We start from the raw sequence: 20,500 nt of genomic DNA on the forward strand, positions 1-20,500 counted from the left end.
TTCTGTTTTGCGAAAAACTGCAATAGACCCTCTTTGAACGTGACCTGATTGCGGTGGCTTTTTATAAGGTGGGGGATGCACAACGAGACTTTGGGTTGGGAACGAGATGTTTGATTCCGCGCCGGAAACTGTGGAGGACTTCAACGAGCGTCTGATCGCTGTTGGAGGGGATTTGCCTAAGCGTATGAAGCAATGCGCTGATTTCATTCATGGAAACTCGGAACGTATTGCCTTTTCCACTGTTGCCGATCTCGCCCAGGGAGCCGGGATTCAGCCTTCGGCGGTGATGCGGTTTTGCCAGTTGCTGGGGTTTTCCGGTTACAGCGAAATGCAAAAGCTCTTTCGTGAAAACTATTCCGGTGGGTGGCCTGATTATGCGAGTCGCCTCCACAATCTCAAGGAGGCCCGCAGCGATCATCCCACAGCCTTGCTGGCCGAGTTTATCGAGGCTGGCCGGCAGTCGCTGGAAAACCTGACAGCAACGATTGATCCCGAGAGTTTCGGCCGTGCCGTCGAGGTTCTGGCAGAAGCGCCAATGATCCACCTGATCGGGTTCAGACGGGCTTTTCCTGTTGCCAGTTATCTGGCCTATTCCTTTGAAAAGATGGATGTTTCAGCCATTCTGCACGATGGCGTTGGAAAGCTGAACCCACGGCATGCCATGCGCAAGGGAGATGTGGTGATTGCCATTACCTTTTCACCCTATTCCCAGGAGACGATTGATCTGGCTGCCTATGCGCGTGGAATGGGGAATCAGGTCATTGCCATTACGGACAGTCTGACGAGTCCCCTGCGCCGTCTTGATGTTGTTCCACTGAGTGTTTCCGAGGTTGATGTCGGGGCCTTTCGTGGACTCGCGGCAACGATTTCGCTGGCTGTGGCTCTGTCTGTTGCGGTTGGAGCCGCCAGGGAAAGCAAGGAAAAACAAGCGCTTCGGGAAAGCTGACTTTCCGGCTTGCCAGAAAGTTCAAAAAGAGGGTTGCTTTCAGTCAAAAATGGAATAAAAATTCTGCATCGCTGTTTTTCGGAATATGGCGTCACATTCTGTTGCCCCTGTTGCAGGGGAGGGTGGGGCCGGATGATCCTCAGTGATCCATTTCATCGACCTGCAGGACATAACAGCAGGCAATGAATTTCCTGTCGAAAGGGCAGGGCCTCAATAGGGAGACTTAACTGTGAAAAAATTTCTTGGCTCATTGGCTGTAGCCGCTCTTGCTGTGGGCGGTTTCGGCATGTCTGCACAGGCTGCAGACGAAAAAATCGTTCTGATCAGCCACGCACCTGATTCTGATTCCTGGTGGAACACCATCAAGAATGCGATCCAGGTTGCCGGTGATCAGATGGGCGCTGATGTTGAGTATCGCAATCCGCCGACCGGCGACCTTGCGGATATGGCGCGTATTGTTCAGCAGGCTGCAGCGACCAATCCTGATGGCATTATTGTCACCATCGCGGACTACAACGTGCTGGAAGGCCCGATCGCTGATGCTGTCGACAAGGGTATTCCCGTGATCACCATCAACTCCGGCACACAGGAGCAGTCCGAGAAGCTTGGCGCCCTGATGCACGTTGGTCAGCCCGAATACGATGCCGGCTATGGGGCGGGCAAGAAGGCTGCGGCGGCTGGTGTGACGTCCTTCCTTTGCGTCAATCACTACATCACAAACCCTGCTTCTGTTGAGCGTTGCCGCGGTTTTGCCGAGGCCATCGGTACAGATCTGGGTGACCAGATGATTGATGCCGGTCAGGATCCGTCCGAAATTCAGAACAAGGTTGCGGCCTATCTGTCCAGCAACCCCGATACAGGTGCAGTCCTGACACTGGGTCCGACCTCTGCACACCCGACACTGGCGGCTTTGAAAGATGCCGGTCTGAACGGTGAAATCTTCTTTGGTACCTTCGATCTGTCCGGTGAAATCGCCGACGGCATCAAGGCCGGGGACATCAACTTTGCCATTGACCAGCAGCCTTATCTGCAGGGCTACATGCCAGTTGTTGTGCTGACCAACTATGCACGTTACGGCGTTCTGCCATCCGGTCACATGAACTCCGGTCCGGGCTTCATCACAAAGGACAGCATTTCCTTTGTCGAGAAATACGCTGGTGAATACCGCTAGGCGCTGATTTCTTCCTGGTTGGGCGGGGCGATTGAGGCCCCGCCTTCTCTTTTAGGTTTTTCTTGAATAAGAGTGATCCCATGTCTGACGAGCGGCTCAAGCAGGTCTCGGGTTTTCGGCGCGCCATGATTCGGCCGGAACTCGGGGCGATCTGCGGCACCATTCTGGTTTTTGTTTTCTTCCTGATGATTGCTGGTGACAGCGGTATGTTCGCACCGGAAGGTGTGCAGAACTGGGGCGTGGTTTCTGCCCAGTTTGCGATTATTGCTGTTGGGGCCTGTCTTTTGATGATCGCGGGAGAATTCGATCTCTCTGTTGGTTCCATGATCGGTTTTGCCGGCGTCATTCTGGCAATTCTGTCCGTTCAGTTCGGTCTGCCGGTCTGGTTCTCGATCATTCTTGTTTTCATTCTCTGTCTTGCACTGGGGGCCCTGAACGGTTTTCTGGTGATCAAGACAGGGCTTCCGAGCTTTATTGTAACACTTGCCTTTCTCTATATTCTGCGCGGACTGACCATCTGGCTGTCGATCCTGACAACCCGTCAAACCATTATTGGCGGCGTGAAGGATGTGGCTGAAGGGGATGCGCTGGCATTCCTCTTTGGTGGTGTGATCTTCACGGATCTGTTCCAGTGGTTTGCAGACATTGGTCTGCTGGAAGCCTACACACGCGGCAAGCGTCTGGGGCAGCCTGTTGTTGAAGGGGTTCCGATGCTGGTGGTCTGGGCCATTGTTCTTGTCATCTTCGGGCACTGGCTGCTGACCAAAACGAAGTTTGGCAACTGGATCTATGCAGCTGGTGGCAACACCCAGGCGGCACGGTATGTGGGCGTTCCGGTCAATCGCGTCAAAATCCTGATGTTCATGTTCACTGCTTTCTGCGCGACTGTCTTTGCCGTTTGTCAGGTGATCGAGTTTGGTTCTGCCGCAGCAGACCGCGGCCTGCTGAAGGAATTCGAGGCGATTATCTGTGTGGTGATTGGCGGAGCCCTTCTGACAGGCGGGTATGGCTCTGTTGTTGGTGCTGCACTTGGTGCGCTGATCTTTGGGGTTGTTCAGCAGGGGCTGTTCTTTGCCGGGGCGGAAAGCTCTCTCTTCCGCGTCTTCCTGGGAACCATCCTGATCCTTGCTGTGATCATGAACACCTACATCCGTCGTCTGATTACAGGAGAGCGCTGATGACCACGCCGCTGATTGAAATGATTGATATTGAAAAGCATTTCGGCGCAGTGATTGCGCTGGGTGGTGTTTCCTTCAACGTCATGCCGGGTGAATGCCACTGCCTGCTGGGCGACAATGGGGCGGGCAAGTCCACCTTTATCAAAACCATGGCCGGTGTGCACAAGCCAACCTCGGGCCTGATGCGCGTGAGTGGTGAGGATGCTGTCTTTGAAAGCCCCCGTGATGCGATGGAAGCCGGGATTGCAACCGTCTATCAGGATCTGGCCATGATCCCGCTGATGTCTGTGACCCGCAACTTCTGGATGGGGCGTGAACCTGAAAAGGGATTTGGTCCCTTCAAATCCATCGACTTTGAAAAGGCCAATCAGGTCACGATGGACGAGATGAAAAAGATGGGGATCAACCTGCGTGAACCGGATCAGGCTGTCGGAACGCTGTCGGGTGGCGAACGCCAGACTGTTGCGATCGCCCGCGCGGTCTATTTCGGTGCGAAGGTTCTGATTCTGGATGAGCCGACGTCCGCACTGGGTGTGCGCCAGACGTCCAATGTGCTGGCGACGATTGACCGGGTGCGCAAGTCCGGTATCGGCGTTGTCTTTATTACGCACAACGTGCGCCATGCGATGGCTGTTGGTGATCGCTTTACTGTTCTGAACCGCGGCAAGACGCTGGGAACGGCTGCCAAGGGTGAAATCCAGCCGGAGGAATTGCAGGATCTGATGGCCGGCGGTCAGGAACTGGCTGAACTGGAAAGCTCCCTGGGAGGAACCATTTAATGACGCTTGATGTGATTACGATCGGCCGATCCAGCGTTGATCTCTATGGTGCGCAGGTTGGTGGCCGTCTGGAAGATATGGCGTCTTTCAACAAGTACATTGGCGGATCTCCGACGAACATTGCTGCGGGAACTGCCCGGCTGGGCCTGAAGTCTGCGTTGATTACCCGGGTGGGTGACGAGCATATGGGACGTTTTGTCCGCGAGCAGCTCCAGGCCGAGGGCGTTGATGTCCGCGGTGTCAAAACAGATCCCGAGCGACTGACGGCTCTGGTCCTGCTGGGGATCCGCGACAAGGAACAGTTCCCGCTTATTTTCTATCGGGAGAACTGTGCGGACATGGCGATCTGCGAAGAGGACATTGATCCTGACTTTATCGCAGAGGCCGGTTGCGTTGTTGCAACAGGAACACATCTGTCCCACCCCGATACGCGCGCGGCGACCATCAAGGCCTTGAAACTGGCGCGTGAAAACGGCGCGAAAACAGCGCTTGATATTGATTACCGGCCAAACCTCTGGGGGCTTTCCGGTCATGGTGACGGTGAGAACCGCTTCATCGAGTCCGATCGGGTAACGGCTTCCCTGCAGGAAACGCTTGGGCTTTTTGATCTGATTGTCGGGACCGAGGAAGAATTCCATATTGCAGGGGGAAGCACGGATACCCTGGCTGCCCTGAAGGTGGTTCGCACACTCTCGTCCGCTACACTTGTGTGCAAGCGCGGACCGATGGGTGCGGTTGCCTTTACGGATGAAATCGGCAGCCATCTGGGTGACGGTATCTCCGGACCGGGTTTTCCTGTTGAAGTGTTCAATGTTCTGGGGGCCGGTGACGGTTTCATGTCCGGTTTGCTGAGAGGCTGGCTGAGGGATGAGGACTGGAAAACCAGCCTGACCTTTGCCAATGCCTGCGGGGCCTTTGCCGTGTCCCGGCATGGCTGTACACCGGCCTATCCAAGCTGGGAAGAGCTGCAGTTCTTCCTGAAGCGGGGAGTGAAAAATCCTTCCGTGCGTCACGATGGGGAACTGGAGCAGCTGCACTGGTCGACAACCCGCACGGGTGAGTGGCCGAACATGAAGGTCTTTGCCTTTGATCATCGTTCCCAGCTGGAAGACATTGCTGATGCAGCAGGGGCGCCGCACCAGCGCATCGGGGATTTCAAGAAGCTTTGCCTCGAAGCGGCGCTGGATGTTTCCAAAGGCGAGGACGGCTTCGGCCTGCTGTGCGACAATCGTCTGGGTGAGGATGCGCTTCATGCCGCTGCCGGACAGGGGCTCTGGATTGGCCGCCCTGTTGAAGATCCCGGAACCCGTCCACTGAAGCTTGAAATCGGTGATGATTACGGATCGGCTCTGAGCGACTGGCCGCTGGAGCATGTCGTCAAGGTGCTGTGTTTCTATCATCCGGACGATCCGGAGGACATGCGGCTCAGACAGGAAGAGACCGTGTGTCGTCTGGCTCGGGCTGCGCGTGCGAACCGTCTGGAATTCCTGCTGGAGGTTATTCCGTCCAAGGTTGCGGAGTGCGACGATGAGACCACTGCGCGAATCATCCGGCGTTTCTATGATCTGGGGGTCTATCCGGACTGGTGGAAGCTGGAGCCGATGAAAACAACTGCAGCCTGGGCAAAATCCTGTGAGGCCGTTCAGCAGAACGATCCGCATTGCCGTGGTATCGTTGTGCTGGGGCTGGATGCACCTAGTGCCGAATTGCAGGCGTCCTTCAGGCTTGCGGCGGACTTTCCGCTGGTGAAAGGCTTTGCGATCGGGCGTACCATCTTTGGTGATGTGGCGCGTGAGTGGTTTGCCGGTCAAATCGACGATGCAACAGCCGTTCGGCAGATGGCAGACAAATACAGTGAACTCTGTCAGGTTTGGGACAGCGTTCACGGTGCTCAAGGCTAACGATGAAAACCGGGCTGTCAAAGGCCCCGGTGTTTCTTGATAAAGACGATGGAAACAGGAACCGCTGTTATGAAAACCATTCGACTCACTGCAGCACAGGCTATGGTGCGTTATCTCGCCAATCAGCAGAACGGGGAGGGCGAAGCTTTCTTCGGAGGCTGCTGGGCCATTTTCGGACACGGCAATGTTGCCGGTCTGGGGGAGGCACTTCATGCGGCCGGTGATGACCTGCCGACCTGGCGCGGGCACAACGAGCAAAGTATGGCCCATGCAGCCATTGCCTATGCCAAGGCGCACAACCGCAACCGTGCCATGGCTGTCACGACATCAATTGGACCGGGAGCGGTCAACATGGTCACGGCCGCAGCGCTTGCCCATGTCAATCGCCTTCCGGTTCTGCTGATCCCGGGGGATGTCTTTGCAAACCGTGCGCCCGATCCCGTGCTCCAGCAGGTTGAGGATTTCGGGGATGGCACCATTTCCGCGAACGATTGCTTCAAGCCTGTCAGCCGCTATTTTGACCGCATTATGCGTCCGGAGCAGCTCCTGACAGCTTTGCCGCGTGCCATGGCGACCCTTCGCGATCCTGCCGATTGCGGGCCGGTAACACTGGCGTTCTGTCAGGACGTCCAGGCGGAAGCCTATGACTGGCCTGTCAGCTTCTTCGAGCCAAAGGTCTGGCCCCTGCGCCGTGTGCAGCCTGATCCGCTGGAGCTTGAAGCTGCTGTTGCTGCCATCAGGGCAGCCAGAAATCCGCTGATTGTTGCCGGTGGTGGTGTTCTCTACTCCGGTGCAGAGGGGGCCCTGAAGGACTTTGCCCACAGGCATGGCATTCCGGTGGCAGAAACGCAGGCGGGCAAGTCTTCGCTTGCCTGGGATGACAGTCTTAATCTGGGGTCCATCGGAGTGACCGGGGCTTCTTCTGCAAATGCTGTTGCGGAAAAAGCAGACCTGATCATTGCTCTCGGGACACGCCTGCAGGATTTCACAACCGGAAGCTGGGGGCTGTTTAAAAATCCGACGCGCAAGCTGCTGTCGATCAATGTCTGCTCCTATGACACGCACAAGCACAATGCTATCGCCGTTCTGAGTGATGCGAAGGTTGCCCTGACAAAACTGACTGAGGCTCTGGGGGATCACGCTGTTCCTGTACCGGATGCCGCGCTGAAAGCCGAATGGGATGCGGCTGTGGAGGCTGTGACTGCAAAGCCGGCTGACAGCAATGCCCTGCCGACAGATGCACAGGTGATCGGCTCTGTTCAGAGATCACTGGATGAGAATGCAATTGTGGTCTGTGCTGCGGGTGGTCTGCCGGGTGAGCTGCACAAGCTCTGGCGGGCAAGTCGCCCGAACGGCTATCACATGGAGTACGGCTTCTCCTGTATGGGGTACGAGATCGCAGGCGGTTTGGGCGTAAAGATGGCCCTGCCGGAGCGCGAGGTTGTCGTGATGGTTGGTGATGGCTCCTACATGATGATGAACTCCGAACTGGCGAGTTCTGTCATGCTGGGGCACAAAATCATCACTGTGATTCTCGACAACCGCGGATATGGCTGTATCAACCGCCTTCAGATGGCAACCGGGGGCGAAAGCTTCAACAACCTGCTGGATACCGCGCGCCACGTGATCCCGTCCGACATTGATTTTACGGCACACGCCCGTTCTATGGGAGCTCTGGCCGAAAAGGTTGGTTCCCTGGATGAACTGGAAGCGGCAATGGAACGCGCACGCAAGGCCGAGCGTTCCTATGCCATTGTTATTGATACCGACCCGCTGCCTTCAACAGAGGCCGGTGGTCACTGGTGGGATGTTGCTGTGCCGGAGGTGTCCGGGCGGACACAGGTTCAGCAGGCCCGCAGGAACTATGAAGAGGCACGCAAGATTCAGCGTGCAGGAGACTGACAGCCATGATCCTTTACGGAACAAACCCTATCGCCTGGTCGAACGATGATGATCAAACCCTGGGCGCCCATATCTCTTTGGAAACCTGCCTGTCAGAAGCGTCCGAGATCGGCTTTGACGGCATTGAAAAGGGGCACAAGATGCCAACAGAGCCTTCTGCTCTGAAAGCGGCGCTTGATCCTCATGGCCTGCGTTTTGTATCCGGCTGGCATTCCCTGAACCTGCTGACGCGCTCTGTTGAAGAGGAAAGGAAATCCATCCAGCCGCATCTTGACCTGCTCAAGGCGATGGGCTGCAAGGTCTGTATCGTTTGCGAAACGTCAAATGCCATTCATGGCGACGACAGCAAGGCTTTGTCTGAAAGTCCTGTGCTGGATGATGACCGCTGGGATGCGTTTGGTGAAGGTGTTGAAGCTATCGCTTCCTGTTGTGCGGAACAGGGCATCAAGCTGGTTTATCACCATCACATGGGGACCATTGTCGAAACAGAAGCAGAGATACACCGCTTTATGGATGTGACCGGCCCGAACACCTGGCTGTTGCTGGATACCGGTCACGCCTGGTTTGGCGGTTCTGATCCGGAGGCGCTTGCAAAGAGATACATGGGGCGTGTGGCTCACCTCCATGCCAAGAATGTTCGCAAGGATATCAGGGATCAGGTCTATGCCGAGGGCCTGAGTTTTCTGGAAGGTGTCCGCCGCGGTGTTTTCACTGTACCGGGTGATGAAGAGGGTGCTGTTGTCTTTGAGCCGGTTCTGAAGGTTGCAGCGGAGGCCGGTTATGAAGGCTGGCTTGTGATTGAGGCGGAGCAGGATCCGGATGTGCGCAATCCCTTCGAGTATCAGTCCATGGGGCTGAAAGCGCTCAGGGAGATGGCGCATTCCACAGGACTGGACAAGGCTTGAGGGCAGGGCAAATGAGCGAACTTCTGGTGAAACGAAAGGGAACGTCTGGCAAGGTCCATGACATCACTGCTGAAAGTGCAAACTGGGGCTATGTCGGTTTTGGCCTCTATCATCTGAAAGCGGGTGAAAGGGCACAGGAGAACACGGGGGATCGTGAAGTTATCCTGGTGCTTGTCGAAGGCAAGGCGGAGATCGTCGCCGATGGTCAGGAGCTGGGTGAACTGGGCGAGCGTCTGAATGTTTTCGAGAAGACGCCTCCTCACTGTGTTTATGTTCCGGGACAAACGGACTGGTCTGCTGTGGCAACAACCGACTGTACGCTTGCTGTCTGTACGGCTCCGGCCAGAGGAAACTATCCTGTTCGTGTCCTCGGGGATATCGGTCTTGTCGAGCGGGGCAAGGGAAGCAATACGCGCTATATCTATCCGATTGCGATGGAAGAAAGCGATGTGGCCGGCAGTCTGCTGGTGACCGAGGTCTTTACGCCACAGGGCAACTGGTCAAGCTATCCTCCGCACCGCCATGACGAGGACAACTATCCCGAGATGACCTATCTTGAGGAAACATACTATCATCGCCTGAATCCGAAACAGGGATTTGGCTTTCAGCGCGTTTTCACCGAAGATGGTGAACTGGATGAAACAATGGCTGTCAGTGATGGAGACGTTGTTCTGGTGCCGAAGGGACATCATCCCTGTGGTTCGCCCTATGGGTACGAGATGTATTATCTCAATGTGATGGCGGGCCCCATGCGGAAGTGGCGTTTCCAGAATCATCCTGATCACGACTGGATTTTCCAGCGTGACAGCAAGGATGCCTGAAGAGGCTTTCTTGCGGGACTATCAGCGATAAAGAATTCTTTGCGTAGAACAGAGCAAACACGAGGATTAGATTAATGACAAACAGTTCCCTTCCGGAAATTGCTCATTACATTGACGGTGAAATCGTCTCCGGTTCTTCCGACCGGACACAGGATGTCTTCAACCCTGCAACAGGCGGCGTTGAAAAGCAGGTTCGTCTGGCTGCTGCGGCCGATGTGGAAGCGGCAGTTGCCTCGGCCAGGGCTGCGTGGCCGGAGTGGTCAAAGATGCCTCCGTTGCGCCGTGCCCGTATTCTGGACAGGTTCAAGTTCATTATTCAGGAGCGTGCAGACCAGTTGGCAGAGGCGATTTCCTCCGAGCACGGCAAAACGCACGACGACGCCCTTGGCGAGGTGACGCGCGGTCTGGAGGTTGTGGAGTTCGCCGTTGGGGCGCCCCATCTTCTGAAAGGGGAATACACCGAGAGTGTCGGCACGGGTGTTGACAGTTTTTCCACGCGTCAGTCGCTGGGTGTTGTTGCCGGTATTACACCGTTCAACTTTCCCTGCATGGTTCCCATGTGGATGTTCCCGGTGGCGCTGGCTTGTGGCAACACCTTCATTCTGAAGCCATCCGAGCGTGATCCTTCAGCATCGCTGCTGATGGCCGAGTGGCTCAGTGAAGCGGGTGTACCAAAAGGCGTGTTCAACGTTGTCCAGGGCGACAAGCTTGCCGTTGACACCCTGCTTGAGCACCCGGATGTCAAGGCGATCTCCTTTGTCGGTTCCACTCCGATCGCGAAGTACATTCATACGACCGGCACGGCAAACGGCAAACGTGTCCAGGCTCTGGGTGGTGCGAAAAACCACATGATCATTATGCCGGATGCGGATCTGGATATGGCTGCAAATGCCCTGATGGGCGCGGCCTTCGGCTCTGCCGGGGAGCGTTGCATGGCGATTTCTGTTGCCGTTCCGGTGACGGATGCTGTGGCAGATGCCCTGGTTGAAAAGCTGGTGCCGAAAATCGAGGCGCTGAAGATTGGCCCGGCTGCGGACCGTTCTTCCGAAATGGGTCCGCTGGTGACAAGGCAGCATCTGGACAAGGTGCGGGGCTACATTGATTCCGGCGAGGCAGCCGGAGCGAAACTGGTTGTCGATGGGCGTTCCTTCAAGCAGGACAGACAGGGATACGAGAACGGCTATTATGTCGGCGGTTCCCTGTTTGATCACGTGACACCGGACATGGAAATCTACAGGGATGAAATCTTTGGTCCCGTGCTGTCCATGGTCCGCCGCGAGAGCTATCAGGATGCTGTTGATCTGATCCACAGCCACAGCTACGCGAACGGAACAGCGGTCTTTACCCGTGATGGCGATGTGGCGCGTGCCTTTGCACAGGACATTGAAGTGGGCATGGTTGGTATCAACGTTCCAATTCCTGTTCCGATGGCGTTTCACTCCTTTGGCGGCTGGAAGGACTCCCTGTTCGGGGATCACCACATGCACGGCATGGAAGGGATCCGCTTCTATACCCGCCTGAAAACGACAACGACCCGCTGGCCGTCCGGTCAGCGCGAGAATCCTCAGTTCGTGATGCCGACACTGGGTTAAGTCGCGTTCTGTCCAAGTTTGTTTTGAGCCTCCGGAACACCGGAGGCTCAAACCCTTTCCTTGAAAGCCTTTGATATGTTGAAAATTGGTTTGTTGGGCGCTGGTCGTATCGGCGTCACTCATGCGCGTGCTGTTCAATCTGTTGCCGGTGCCGAGATTGCAGCTGTCTTTGATCCGGTTGATGCTGCTGCCGAAGCCGTCATGGCCTTTACAGGTGCAAAGCGTGCATCCGTCGAGGCTATTCTGGCCGATCCGGAAATCGGCGCTGTGATCATTGCGACACCAACTGATCTCCATGCCGACCAGATTGAGCTGGCTGCCCGTGCCGGCAAGTCGATTTTCTGCGAAAAGCCGATCGATCTCGATGCAGGGCGCGTCCGGGACTGCCTGAAGGTGGTCGAGCAAGCCGGTGTTCATCTGATGGTCGGTTTCAACCGTCGTTTTGATCCGAGTTTTCAGCGTGTGAAGACCGAACTGGACAGGGGCACTGCCGGTGAAGTCGAGCTGATTCAGATCACATCCCGTGATCCTTCTGCTCCGCCTGTTGATTATATCGGACGGTCCGGTGGCCTGTTCCGTGACATGATGATCCATGATCTGGACATGGCGCGTTTTCTTCTGGGAGAAGAGGTGAGCGAAGTGCGCGCGACCGGTGCAGCGCTGACAGATCCTGCCATTGGGGAGGCCGGTGATGTGGATACGGCCTGTGCCCTTCTGAAAACGGCTTCAGGCAAACAGGCCGTGATCACCAATTCCCGTCGCGCGACCTATGGCTATGACCAGCGCGTTGAAGTGCATGGCTCCAGGGGGCTGGTCATGGCGGACAATCCGAAGACCACAACGGTTGTGACAGCCAATGCAGCGGGCTACCAGGATGAGCCATTGATGGATTTCTTCATGGAGCGTTACGCAGAGGCCTACAGCCGCGAACTGGAGAGCTTCTGCCGTCTGCTTCAGGGCGAGAGCGTTTCGGTCCCTGACGGGCAGGACGGCCTGCAGGCCCTGCTTCTTGCCGATGCGGCTGAAGAGGCCATGAAAACGGGCAAAACCGTGTTTCTCTGATCACATTTTTCAGTGTGATGTCAAAAGGCTGTCTTTCCGAGAGGGGGAAAGACAGCCTTCTTTTTTGATTGGAAGATCAGGAAAGCGCGACGCTATTCATAGCCTTCGATGATGAAAATGTCGGCCTCGCTGGCCGGGAGGCGGTGGGCCTTGGCGGTCTGATATTCCGGAGAGTTGTAACAGGCAAGTGCGGTCTCGACGCTTTCAAACTCGATCACAACATTTCTGGAACGGTTTTCTCCTTCCAGAGAGGAAAAATCCCCACCTCTGACAAGGAATTTTGCTCCGTATTTTTCAAAGGCCGGACCGTTGGTCGCCAGATAGTTTTTATACTGTTCGGGGTCTGTCACATCAACACGACCAATCCAGTATCCTTTTGCCATTTCCTCTTTCCCTGATAAGCGTCTAAAGCGCGGGTTCGTTTTGAGTCAGCAGTGTCTTGGCAATCTCCGCCGCTTCGCGGATGTGCTCTTCTGTGGCCTGGCCTGCTGCCTCGGGATCGTTGTTGACAATGCCACTGTAGATTTTTTCCATGCGGGCAAAACCGGATTCATGTCTGTCCCTTGTGCTGAGAGTCATGGCGCGCAATCTGCTGATGCGCCCGTTCAGACGCTGGACGATTTCCCAGGCCACATCATGACGGCTTGAAGCAAAGATGATTTCGTAAAAGGCTGTTGTGACCCTGAAAAGCTTTCCGGTTTCCCCGTTGGAGTAGGCTTTCTTCAGATCATCGAGCGCCTTTTTCAGCTTTGCCTTTGTTTCGGTGTCAGCATGTCGGGCACAGGCGCGGGCCGCATTGGATTCCAGCAGGCAGCGTATATCGTAGATCTGTTCCGCAAGCGTCCAGTCCATTCTTGCGATAATGGGACCCTTGTTTGGCAGAATTTCCACAAGGCCTTCTGCTTCCAGATAGCGGATGGTTTCACGCACAACGGACCGGCTGACCCCGAGCTGTTCACACAGGGGGCGCTCAACCAGACGCTCCCCTGATTTGAAGTGACCTGAAATGATAGCTGTGCGCATGCGCTCCAGAGTCATCTCTCTCAGAGTCTGGGGTGGGCGTTCAATTTTGAGCGGTGATTTTGTTTCTTGATTCATGGACTTAGTCTAACGCGTCCCGGAGAAGGAATCAAGAAAGCTTGACATTCCATATTTTGGTATACCATATTACGATAATATTGAATTCCAGAGAATGAACGAGAAAAGAATGCCAACCGAAATTCGTAAAACTCTCCTGCATGTTGAGGATACCCTTATTGAGGGAGGCAAGGTTGCCGAGGTGCCTCTGCGCATGATCGCGGCGCTTGCTGTTATCAAAAATCCGTGGGCAGGGCAGGGCTTTGTCGAGGACCTCAGGCCCGGCATTCATGACTGCGCTCCCGGTCTGGGGGAACTGCTGACAAAAATGATCCTCGATGTTGCCGGTTCCGGCGAGGCTGTTGAGGGCTATGGCAAGTCAGCAGTGGTCGGTGTGAACGGTGAGGTCGAGCACGCTTCGGCCCTGATTCACACCTTGCGCTTTGGCAATCATTACAGGGAAGCTGTCGGGGCTAAGTCCTATCTCGCGTTTTGTAATACACGCGGGGGAGCGGATGCGCCGGTCATGATCCCGCTTATGGACAAGAATGACGGAGGGCGTCGTTCCCACTATTTGACGATCCAGCTTTCTGTTGCCGATGCTCCCGGGCCTGATGAAATTATTGTTGCTTTGGGCGCATCCATCGGAGGTCGCCCTCATCACAGGATTGGTGATCGTTATCAGGATTTGAAAGAACTGGGCCATGACGTTGAAAACCCTGCAGCTATCAAAGCCTGACGGCCTGCCTGAGGATTTCAGGGTTGTCTGCTATCATGAGCAGGGAACGGGTGAGCCACTGGTGTTTGTGCACGGGGTCGGCATGTGTTCCCATGCCTGGGAACCGCAGATTGCCTTCTTTGCAAAAACCCACAGGGTTATTGCCTTGAACATGCCGGGGCATGGCGGGAGCACGCCTTTGCCGACGGGAGCGGATCTGCGTGATTTCGTCCGCTGGCTTGGCGAGGTTCTGGATGCTCTTGATCTCGAGGCTGTCAATCTGGCCGGACACTCGATGGGCGCCCTGATCGCTGGAGGTTTCGCGATCACCTTTCCTGAAAGGGTGCGGCGTGTGGCTCTGTTGAACAGTGTTCATCGCCGTACACCCGAGGCACGCAAGGCTGTCGAGGAAAGAGCGTTACAGATCGCAAAGGGCGACATGGATGTCCAGGGGCCACTCAAACGCTGGTTTGGAGAGAGCGGAGCCGAGCAAAGTGCGAGACGCCGGGTCAGGGAGTGGCTGGAAGCGGTGGATCCGCAGGGCTATGCCGTGACCTACAGCGCCTTTTCCAGAGGCGACGATGTCTTTGCCGATCAATGGGAGCAGGTGACCTGCCCCGCCTTGTTCCTGACTGGTGAGGATGATCCGAACTCGACCGAAAGCATGAGCCGGGAAATGGCTTCTGCTGCTGCGAATGGAACAGCCTGTGTGATCAGGGAACACAAGCACATGGTTAATTTGACGGCACCGGATCAGGTGAATGCAGTGATGGCCGAATGGCTGAAAGAGGCCGTTGACCAGACGGAGATGGAGAGGGCGTGAGCCATGACAATTGATAATCCACGTGCACTCAGAGATGCCTTCGGAGCGTTTATGACCGGCGTTACCGTTGTGACCAGTTACAGCGCAGATGGCAAACCTCTAGGGTTTACAGCAAACTCCTTTTCCTCCGTTTCGCTTGATCCGCCTTTGCTGCTGGTTTGTCTGGCCAGGAGTTCTTCCAACTATGAAGCAATGACGTCTGCGGCCGGTTTTGCCGTGAATGTTCTGGCTGAAGAACAGAAGGACGTTTCCAACACCTTTGCCAGCAGGGTCGAGGATCGTTTTGCTGCTGTCTCGTGGAAAGACGGGCCGAACGGTTCTCCCGTATTCGAGGGTGTGTCTGCCTGGTTCGACTGCTCCATGCACCAGGTTGTTGATGCCGGTGATCACGCCATTCTGATCGGAGAGGTGAAGGCCTTTGAAAATGGCTCTGCAAGCGGGCTCGGTTATGCTCGTGGAGCCTATTTTACTCCGGCTCTGGAAGCGCAGGCGCTTCAGTCCAATACGGATGTTGTGGTGAGTGCCCTGATTGAAAAGGACGGGAAAATTCTCTTTGTGCAGGATCAAGGGGGACAGCTCTCGCTTCCGACCAGAGACGTGAAGCAGGGAGTGCCCAGCAACAATCTCGAACAGCTCCTTGGAGAGGTCGGGGCGACGGCTTCGATCGGTTTTATCTATTCGGTTTACGAGGATCTTCAAAGCAGCACACAGCATCTTGTCTATCACTGCACCGCAGCTGACGAGAGCAGTGTGAAGGGTGTTTTCCTCCCGGCAGACGAGGAGAATGTCGGGCGCGTTGCAGACACTGCTGTCCAGGTCATGCTGCGCCGCTTTGTGGAAGAGAGCCATATGGGCAATTACGGTATTTATCTGGGAAATCAGGACAGGGGCGAGGTTCGCCAGATTTATTGAACCTTAACCTTATAAAGACAGGGAACAACCGAAGATGAAGTTTTCTCTTTTTGTTCATCTTGAACGTATTTCGGCTGAAGAGAGCCAGAAAAAGCTCTATGACGAGTTTATCCAGCTTTGTGAGATTGCTGACAGAGGCGGTATGCACGCGATCTGGACCGGCGAGCATCACGGGATGAATTTTACCATTGCGCCCAATCCTTTCCTCAATCTGGTTGATCTGGCGCGCCGGACGAAAAATGTGCGGCTGGGAACAGGAACGATTGTTGCTCCTTTCTGGCATCCGATCAAACTGGCCGGTGAAGCTGCCATGTCTGATATCATCATGGATGGACGCCTGGACATCGGTATTGCCCGGGGGGCCTATTCGTTTGAATACGAGCGGATGGGAGACGATCTTGAGCCGTGGAAATGTGGCCAGATGCTTCGCGAGATTGTTCCGGCTGTCAAGGAACTGTGGAAAGGCGACTACGAGCACAAGGGGGAATTCTGGTCTTTCCCGAAAACAACCTCGGCGCCAAAACCCGTGCAGGACCCCCATCCGCCGATCTGGGTTGCCGCGCGTGATCCCAACAGCCACGAGTTTGCCGTTGCCAATGGATGCAATGTCCAGGTGACCCCCCTGTGGCTCGGGGATGATGAAGTCGAAAGCCTGATGGACCGCTTCAATGCTGCCTGCGATAAAAATCCGGATGTTCAGCGTCCCAAAATCATGCTGTTGCGTCACACCTATGTTGGTGACAGCGAAGCTGATGTTCAGCAGGGTGCAGAAGAGATCAACCGTTTTTACAACTACTTTGGTGCCTGGTTCAAAAATGAGCGGCCGATCACGCAGGGACTGATCGAAGAGCTGAGTGAAGAGGATATCGCCAACCACCCGATCTATTCTGCGCAGAGCATGCGCGAGAACAATGTGATCGGCGATACAGACACCGTGATCAAACGTCTGAAGGCTTATGAGGCCCTGGGATATGACGAGTATTCCTTCTGGATCGACAGCGGCATGAGCTTCGAGCGTAAAAAGGCCTCGCTTGAGCGCTTTATCAACGATGTCATGCCTGCTTTTGAGTAAAGGCCTGATTTGAAAGGACAGCCCGATGCAACAGTTCAAATGCTATGTTGACGGGGTTTTTGAAGAGGGTTCTGCCCGGTTCGAAAGCCTTGATCCTGCCAGCGGGAAAGTCTGGGCAATGATGCCCCGGGCTTCCGCATCGGATGTTGATAGAGCTGTCAAAGCTGCCAATCGGGCTTTTCTCTCTCCGGAGTGGGCGGATCTGAATGCGACCCGGCGCGGGAAACTGCTGGCGCGGCTTGCTGATCTGATCGAGGAGCATTCCGGGCAGCTGGCCGAGCTGGAAACCCGTGACACCGGGAAGATCATTCGGGAGACCTCTGCCCAGATTGCATATGTTGCGGATTACTATCGCTACTATGCCGGTCTGGCAGACAAGATCGAAGGGGCACACCTTCCGATCGACAAGCCTGACATGGATGTCTGGCTGCGCCGGGAGCCTGTCGGGGTTGTTGCCGCGATTGTTCCCTGGAACAGTCAGCTCTTCCTGGCCGCTGTCAAACTGGGACCGGCTCTTGCTGCGGGCTGTACTGTTGTTCTCAAGGCTTCAGAGGACGGACCTGCTCCGCTCCTGAAATTTGCCGAGATCATTCATCAGGCCGGTTTCCCTGCCGGAGTTGTGAACATTGTCACCGGTTTTGGGGCGGATTGTGGTCAGGCGCTGACACAACATCCGGATGTCCACCATATCGCCTTTACAGGAGGCCCTGAAACAGCGCGACATATCGTGCGCAATTCTGCAGAAAATCTTGCAACGACGTCTCTGGAACTGGGCGGGAAATCACCGTTTATTGTTTTCGATGATGCGGATATTGAAAGTGCTGCCAATGCACAGGTCTCCGGCATTTTTGCGGCTGCCGGTCAAAGCTGTGTTGCCGGATCACGCCTGTTGATTGCGAAGGGGATCAAGGACCGTTTTCTGGCCCGTCTGAAGGAAAAGGCCGAGAAAATCACCATTGGTCTGCCGGATGACATGGGGACGGAAGTCGGGCCCTTGTGTACGCAGAGGCAGCTTGATCACATCCGGACCATTGTCGGGAAAAGCTGTGAGCAGGGAGCCAGACTGGTGACAGGTGGCGTAGCCCTTGAGAGACCCGGTTTCTATTATGCCCCGACCATTCTGGACTGTTCAGAGGTGCCAGAGGCTGCATCTGTGACCAATGAGCTTTTTGGACCCGTTCTGTCCGTTCTTTCATTTGAAACGGAGGAAGAAGCCCTTCGTCTGGCCAATGGTACAGCTTTTGGTCTGGCAGCGGGGGTCTTTACCCAAAACCTGACACGTGCGCATCGCATGATCAGGAAACTGCAGGCGGGTGTTGTCTGGGTCAACACCTACAGGGCTGTTTCGCCCATTGCTGCATTTGGCGGCTATGGCCTCTCCGGCCATGGACGCGAGGGCGGTTTGCAGGCCGCTCTGGACTACACAACAACAAAAACAGTCTGGCTGAGAACATCAGACGAACCGATCCATGACCCGTTTGTCATGCGGTAGGGAACAGAGGAAAGCTTCAAAAAAGGAACAACTATGATGAAAAACGGTATCATTATTGGTGCCCTGAGCGTTGCACTTGGCTTCAGCTCTCTGGGCGCAAAAGCAGACGAAATGGTTTTTTCCAGCTGGGGAGGCACGACGCAGGACGCACAGGCTGAAGCCTGGGCCAAGCCGTTTTCCGAAGAAAGCGGTGTGAGTGTCGTTCAGGATGGCCCGACGGATTATGGCAAGATCAAAGCCATGGTTGAATCCGGTTCTGTGAGCTGGGATGTTGTTGATGTCGAGTTCGATTACGCTGTCCAGGCCGGTGAGGCCGGACTGCTGGAAAAGCTTGATTTCTCCATTATTGACCGGAGCAATCTGGACCCGCGCTTTGTAACGGATTACAGCATTGGCAGTTTCTACTATTCCTTTGTGCTGGGTTTCAATGCAGGTGCCTTTGGCGGTGAGACCCCCAAAACCTGGGCCGATCTGTTTGATACGGAAAGGTTTCCCGGCAAGCGGGCTTTCTACAAATGGTCTGCACCCGGTGTGATTGAAGCGGCCCTGCTGGCGGACGGTGTGGCTCCGGAAAATCTTTATCCGCTCGATCTGGACCGGGCTTTTGCGAAGCTGGACACAATCAAGGATGACATCATCTGGTGGGGCGGCGGTGCGCAGTCCCAGCAGCTTCTGGCTTCATCCGAAACACCGCTTGGCATGTTCTGGAACGGCCGTTTGACGGCCCTGCAGAAGGACGGACTTGATATCGGAATCTCCTGGGACCAGAACATTACAGCCGCAGATGCGCTTGTCATTCCCAGGGGAGCGAAAAACAGGGATGCGGCCATGAAGTTTCTGGCTGTTGCGTCCAGTGCCAAGGGGCAGGCAGAGTTTGCCACACTCTCCGGATACGCGCCGATCAACCTGAAATCAGGTGACGTGATGGAGCCGGATGTCCGGGCAACGCTTCCTGATGTTCAGGATGCAAACCAGGTGAACACGGATGTCCGGTACTGGGCTCAAAACCGGGATGTCATCGGGAAGCGCTGGTACGCCTGGCAGGCCGAGTAAACGTTGCAGGAGGCAGGAGCCAGGGTGTCTTTCCCGCGCTCCTGCCTCAGGCATTCAGGTTGACAGATGCCGGGGTCCTGAAGGGAAACAGCACTCCGCAAGTCTGAAAAATCAAACAAAAGAACCGGGAAGAAGGCGAAGGCTGCTGATGCAAAGCTCGGCAGGCTGGTTTGCCTTATCTGACAGACCCTGATTGAGGATGAGACGATGAGTCAGACAATTCTGTCTGGAGGAACAACACCAGAGGATAAGGACCGGAGAAGTCTGGTGAAACGCATGCAGGCAAACGGTTTCAACTTTGCACTGCCTGCCCTGATTCTCCTGCTGCTGTTTTTCGTTGTGCCGGTTCTGTCGCTTCTATTGCGTTCGGTAACAGAGCCTGTGACCGGTTTTCAGAACTATGCCGAACTCTTTGGTACAGCGACCTATGCCAAGGTTTTCCTGAACACTTTTATGGTCTCTGCGCTGGTGACCGCGTTATCCCTTCTTGTGGGGTTCCCTGTTTCGTGGATGCTGGCCATCATGCCCCAGCGCTGGGCCACGATACTGTTTGCCATTGTCCTGTTGTCAATGTGGACGAACCTGCTGGCGCGAACCTATGCATGGATGGTGTTGCTGCAAAGAACAGGCGTGATCAACAAGACGCTTCTGGACCTGGGTCTCATCGACAGTCCGCTGCCTCTTGTGAACAATCTCGTCGGGGTCACAATTGGCATGACCTATATTATGCTGCCTTTCATCATTCTTCCGCTCTATGGCGTTATCAAAAAAATAGACCCGGCCATCCTCCAGGCTGCATCGCTGTGCGGCGCGAGCCGATGGCAGGCCCTGACCCGTGTGTTGCTGCCTCTTTCCTTCCAGGGCATGGCTGCTGGTGGACTGATGGTTTTTGTGATGTCTCTGGGATACTTCGTCACGCCTGCATTGCTCGGTGGCACGTCAAACATGATGCTTGCCGAGCTGATCGCACAGCTTGTCCAGTCCCTGGTGGATTGGGGGCTGGGTGGAGCCGCTGCTTTCGTTCTGCTGGTTGTGACGCTCCTTCTTTACAGTTTGCAATTGAAGTTTGTTGGCGTGCAGAAGGGAGGACAGTGAG

General features: G+C 55.4%; 19 protein-coding genes. 17 read left to right on the forward strand and 2 right to left on the reverse strand.

What is annotated here, in order from left to right; translation table 11 throughout:
- Window positions 1-106: 106 nt before the first annotated feature.
- From AAAH10_RS11725 to iolG, 10 genes are all read left to right on the forward strand, one after another.
- The gene (locus AAAH10_RS11725; RefSeq protein WP_343563734.1) at window positions 107-946 is read left to right on the forward strand and encodes a MurR/RpiR family transcriptional regulator; all 840 of its coding nucleotides are present in this window, start codon (window positions 107-109) and stop codon (window positions 944-946) included.
- A 229-nt stretch (window positions 947-1,175) separates the two neighbouring features.
- Window positions 1,176-2,117: a sugar ABC transporter substrate-binding protein gene (locus AAAH10_RS11730; RefSeq protein ID WP_343563736.1), complete on the forward strand. Its 942-nt coding sequence runs from the start codon at window positions 1,176-1,178 to the stop codon at window positions 2,115-2,117.
- Between the two features lie 80 nt (window positions 2,118-2,197).
- Window positions 2,198-3,295 (forward strand): ABC transporter permease, encoded by a 1,098-nt coding sequence (locus AAAH10_RS11735; protein WP_343563738.1) that lies wholly within the window; start codon window positions 2,198-2,200, stop codon window positions 3,293-3,295.
- Window positions 3,295-4,074 carry an ATP-binding cassette domain-containing protein gene (locus AAAH10_RS11740; RefSeq protein ID WP_343563740.1) on the forward strand — a complete coding sequence of 260 codons (780 nt, stop codon included), beginning with the start codon at window positions 3,295-3,297 and terminating at the stop codon, window positions 4,072-4,074. Before AAAH10_RS11735 ends, AAAH10_RS11740 begins: the two co-directional genes overlap by 1 nt.
- On the forward strand, window positions 4,074-5,975 hold the full coding sequence (locus AAAH10_RS11745) for a bifunctional 5-dehydro-2-deoxygluconokinase/5-dehydro-2-deoxyphosphogluconate aldolase (protein ID WP_343563742.1): 1,902 nt from the start codon (window positions 4,074-4,076) through the stop codon (window positions 5,973-5,975). Before AAAH10_RS11740 ends, AAAH10_RS11745 begins: the two co-directional genes overlap by 1 nt.
- 69 nt (window positions 5,976-6,044) lie before the next feature.
- Window positions 6,045-7,877 (forward strand): 3D-(3,5/4)-trihydroxycyclohexane-1,2-dione acylhydrolase (decyclizing), encoded by a 1,833-nt coding sequence (gene iolD / locus AAAH10_RS11750; protein ID WP_343563744.1) that lies wholly within the window; start codon window positions 6,045-6,047, stop codon window positions 7,875-7,877.
- 5 nt (window positions 7,878-7,882) lie between these two features.
- Complete coding sequence (iolE, locus tag AAAH10_RS11755) at window positions 7,883-8,782, forward strand: myo-inosose-2 dehydratase (RefSeq protein WP_343563746.1); 900 nt, start codon at window positions 7,883-7,885, stop codon at window positions 8,780-8,782.
- Between the two features lie 11 nt (window positions 8,783-8,793).
- Window positions 8,794-9,603: a 5-deoxy-glucuronate isomerase gene (iolB, locus tag AAAH10_RS11760; protein ID WP_343563748.1), complete on the forward strand. Its 810-nt coding sequence runs from the start codon at window positions 8,794-8,796 to the stop codon at window positions 9,601-9,603.
- Between the two features lie 74 nt (window positions 9,604-9,677).
- Window positions 9,678-11,195, forward strand: coding sequence for a CoA-acylating methylmalonate-semialdehyde dehydrogenase (locus AAAH10_RS11765; protein ID WP_343563750.1), 1,518 nt, complete (start codon window positions 9,678-9,680; stop codon window positions 11,193-11,195).
- Window positions 11,196-11,270: 75 nt separating this feature from the next.
- A complete protein-coding gene (iolG, locus tag AAAH10_RS11770) occupies window positions 11,271-12,257 on the forward strand; it encodes an inositol 2-dehydrogenase (protein WP_343563751.1) in 987 nt (328 codons plus the stop codon).
- Between the two features lie 92 nt (window positions 12,258-12,349).
- On the opposite strand, the gene AAAH10_RS11775 is transcribed toward iolG, so the two are convergent.
- Window positions 12,350-12,640: a DUF1330 domain-containing protein gene (locus tag AAAH10_RS11775; protein WP_343563752.1), complete on the reverse strand. Its 291-nt coding sequence runs from the start codon at window positions 12,638-12,640 to the stop codon at window positions 12,350-12,352.
- 22 nt (window positions 12,641-12,662) lie between these two features.
- Window positions 12,663-13,355 (reverse strand): GntR family transcriptional regulator, encoded by a 693-nt coding sequence (locus AAAH10_RS11780; RefSeq protein ID WP_343563753.1) that lies wholly within the window; start codon window positions 13,353-13,355, stop codon window positions 12,663-12,665.
- Window positions 13,356-13,464: 109 nt separating this feature from the next.
- Between AAAH10_RS11780 and AAAH10_RS11785 the strand changes: the two genes are divergently transcribed.
- From AAAH10_RS11785 to AAAH10_RS11815, 7 genes are all read left to right on the forward strand, one after another.
- Window positions 13,465-14,073, forward strand: coding sequence for an amino acid synthesis family protein (locus tag AAAH10_RS11785; protein ID WP_343563755.1), 609 nt, complete (start codon window positions 13,465-13,467; stop codon window positions 14,071-14,073).
- Window positions 14,039-14,875 carry an alpha/beta fold hydrolase gene (locus tag AAAH10_RS11790; protein WP_343563757.1) on the forward strand — a complete coding sequence of 279 codons (837 nt, stop codon included), beginning with the start codon at window positions 14,039-14,041 and terminating at the stop codon, window positions 14,873-14,875. Before AAAH10_RS11785 ends, AAAH10_RS11790 begins: the two co-directional genes overlap by 35 nt.
- A 3-nt stretch (window positions 14,876-14,878) precedes the next feature.
- Window positions 14,879-15,787: a flavin reductase gene (locus tag AAAH10_RS11795; RefSeq protein ID WP_343563759.1), complete on the forward strand. Its 909-nt coding sequence runs from the start codon at window positions 14,879-14,881 to the stop codon at window positions 15,785-15,787.
- Between the two features lie 34 nt (window positions 15,788-15,821).
- Window positions 15,822-16,859, forward strand: coding sequence for an LLM class flavin-dependent oxidoreductase (locus AAAH10_RS11800; RefSeq protein ID WP_343563762.1), 1,038 nt, complete (start codon window positions 15,822-15,824; stop codon window positions 16,857-16,859).
- Window positions 16,860-16,884: 25 nt separating this feature from the next.
- Entirely contained in the window at window positions 16,885-18,351 is a 1,467-nt protein-coding gene (locus AAAH10_RS11805) for an aldehyde dehydrogenase (RefSeq protein WP_343563764.1), read from the forward strand.
- 36 nt (window positions 18,352-18,387) lie between these two features.
- Entirely contained in the window at window positions 18,388-19,404 is a 1,017-nt protein-coding gene (locus AAAH10_RS11810) for an ABC transporter substrate-binding protein (RefSeq protein WP_343563766.1), read from the forward strand.
- 207 nt (window positions 19,405-19,611) lie between these two features.
- Window positions 19,612-20,499 carry an ABC transporter permease gene (locus AAAH10_RS11815; RefSeq protein ID WP_343563768.1) on the forward strand — a complete coding sequence of 296 codons (888 nt, stop codon included), beginning with the start codon at window positions 19,612-19,614 and terminating at the stop codon, window positions 20,497-20,499.
- The last annotated feature ends 1 nt before the right edge of the window (window position 20,500 follow it).

Origin of the sequence: Carbonatibacter coralli (genome assembly GCF_039592655.1) — a bacterium.
GTDB lineage: Bacteria > Pseudomonadota > Alphaproteobacteria > Kiloniellales > Kiloniellaceae > Carbonatibacter > Carbonatibacter coralli.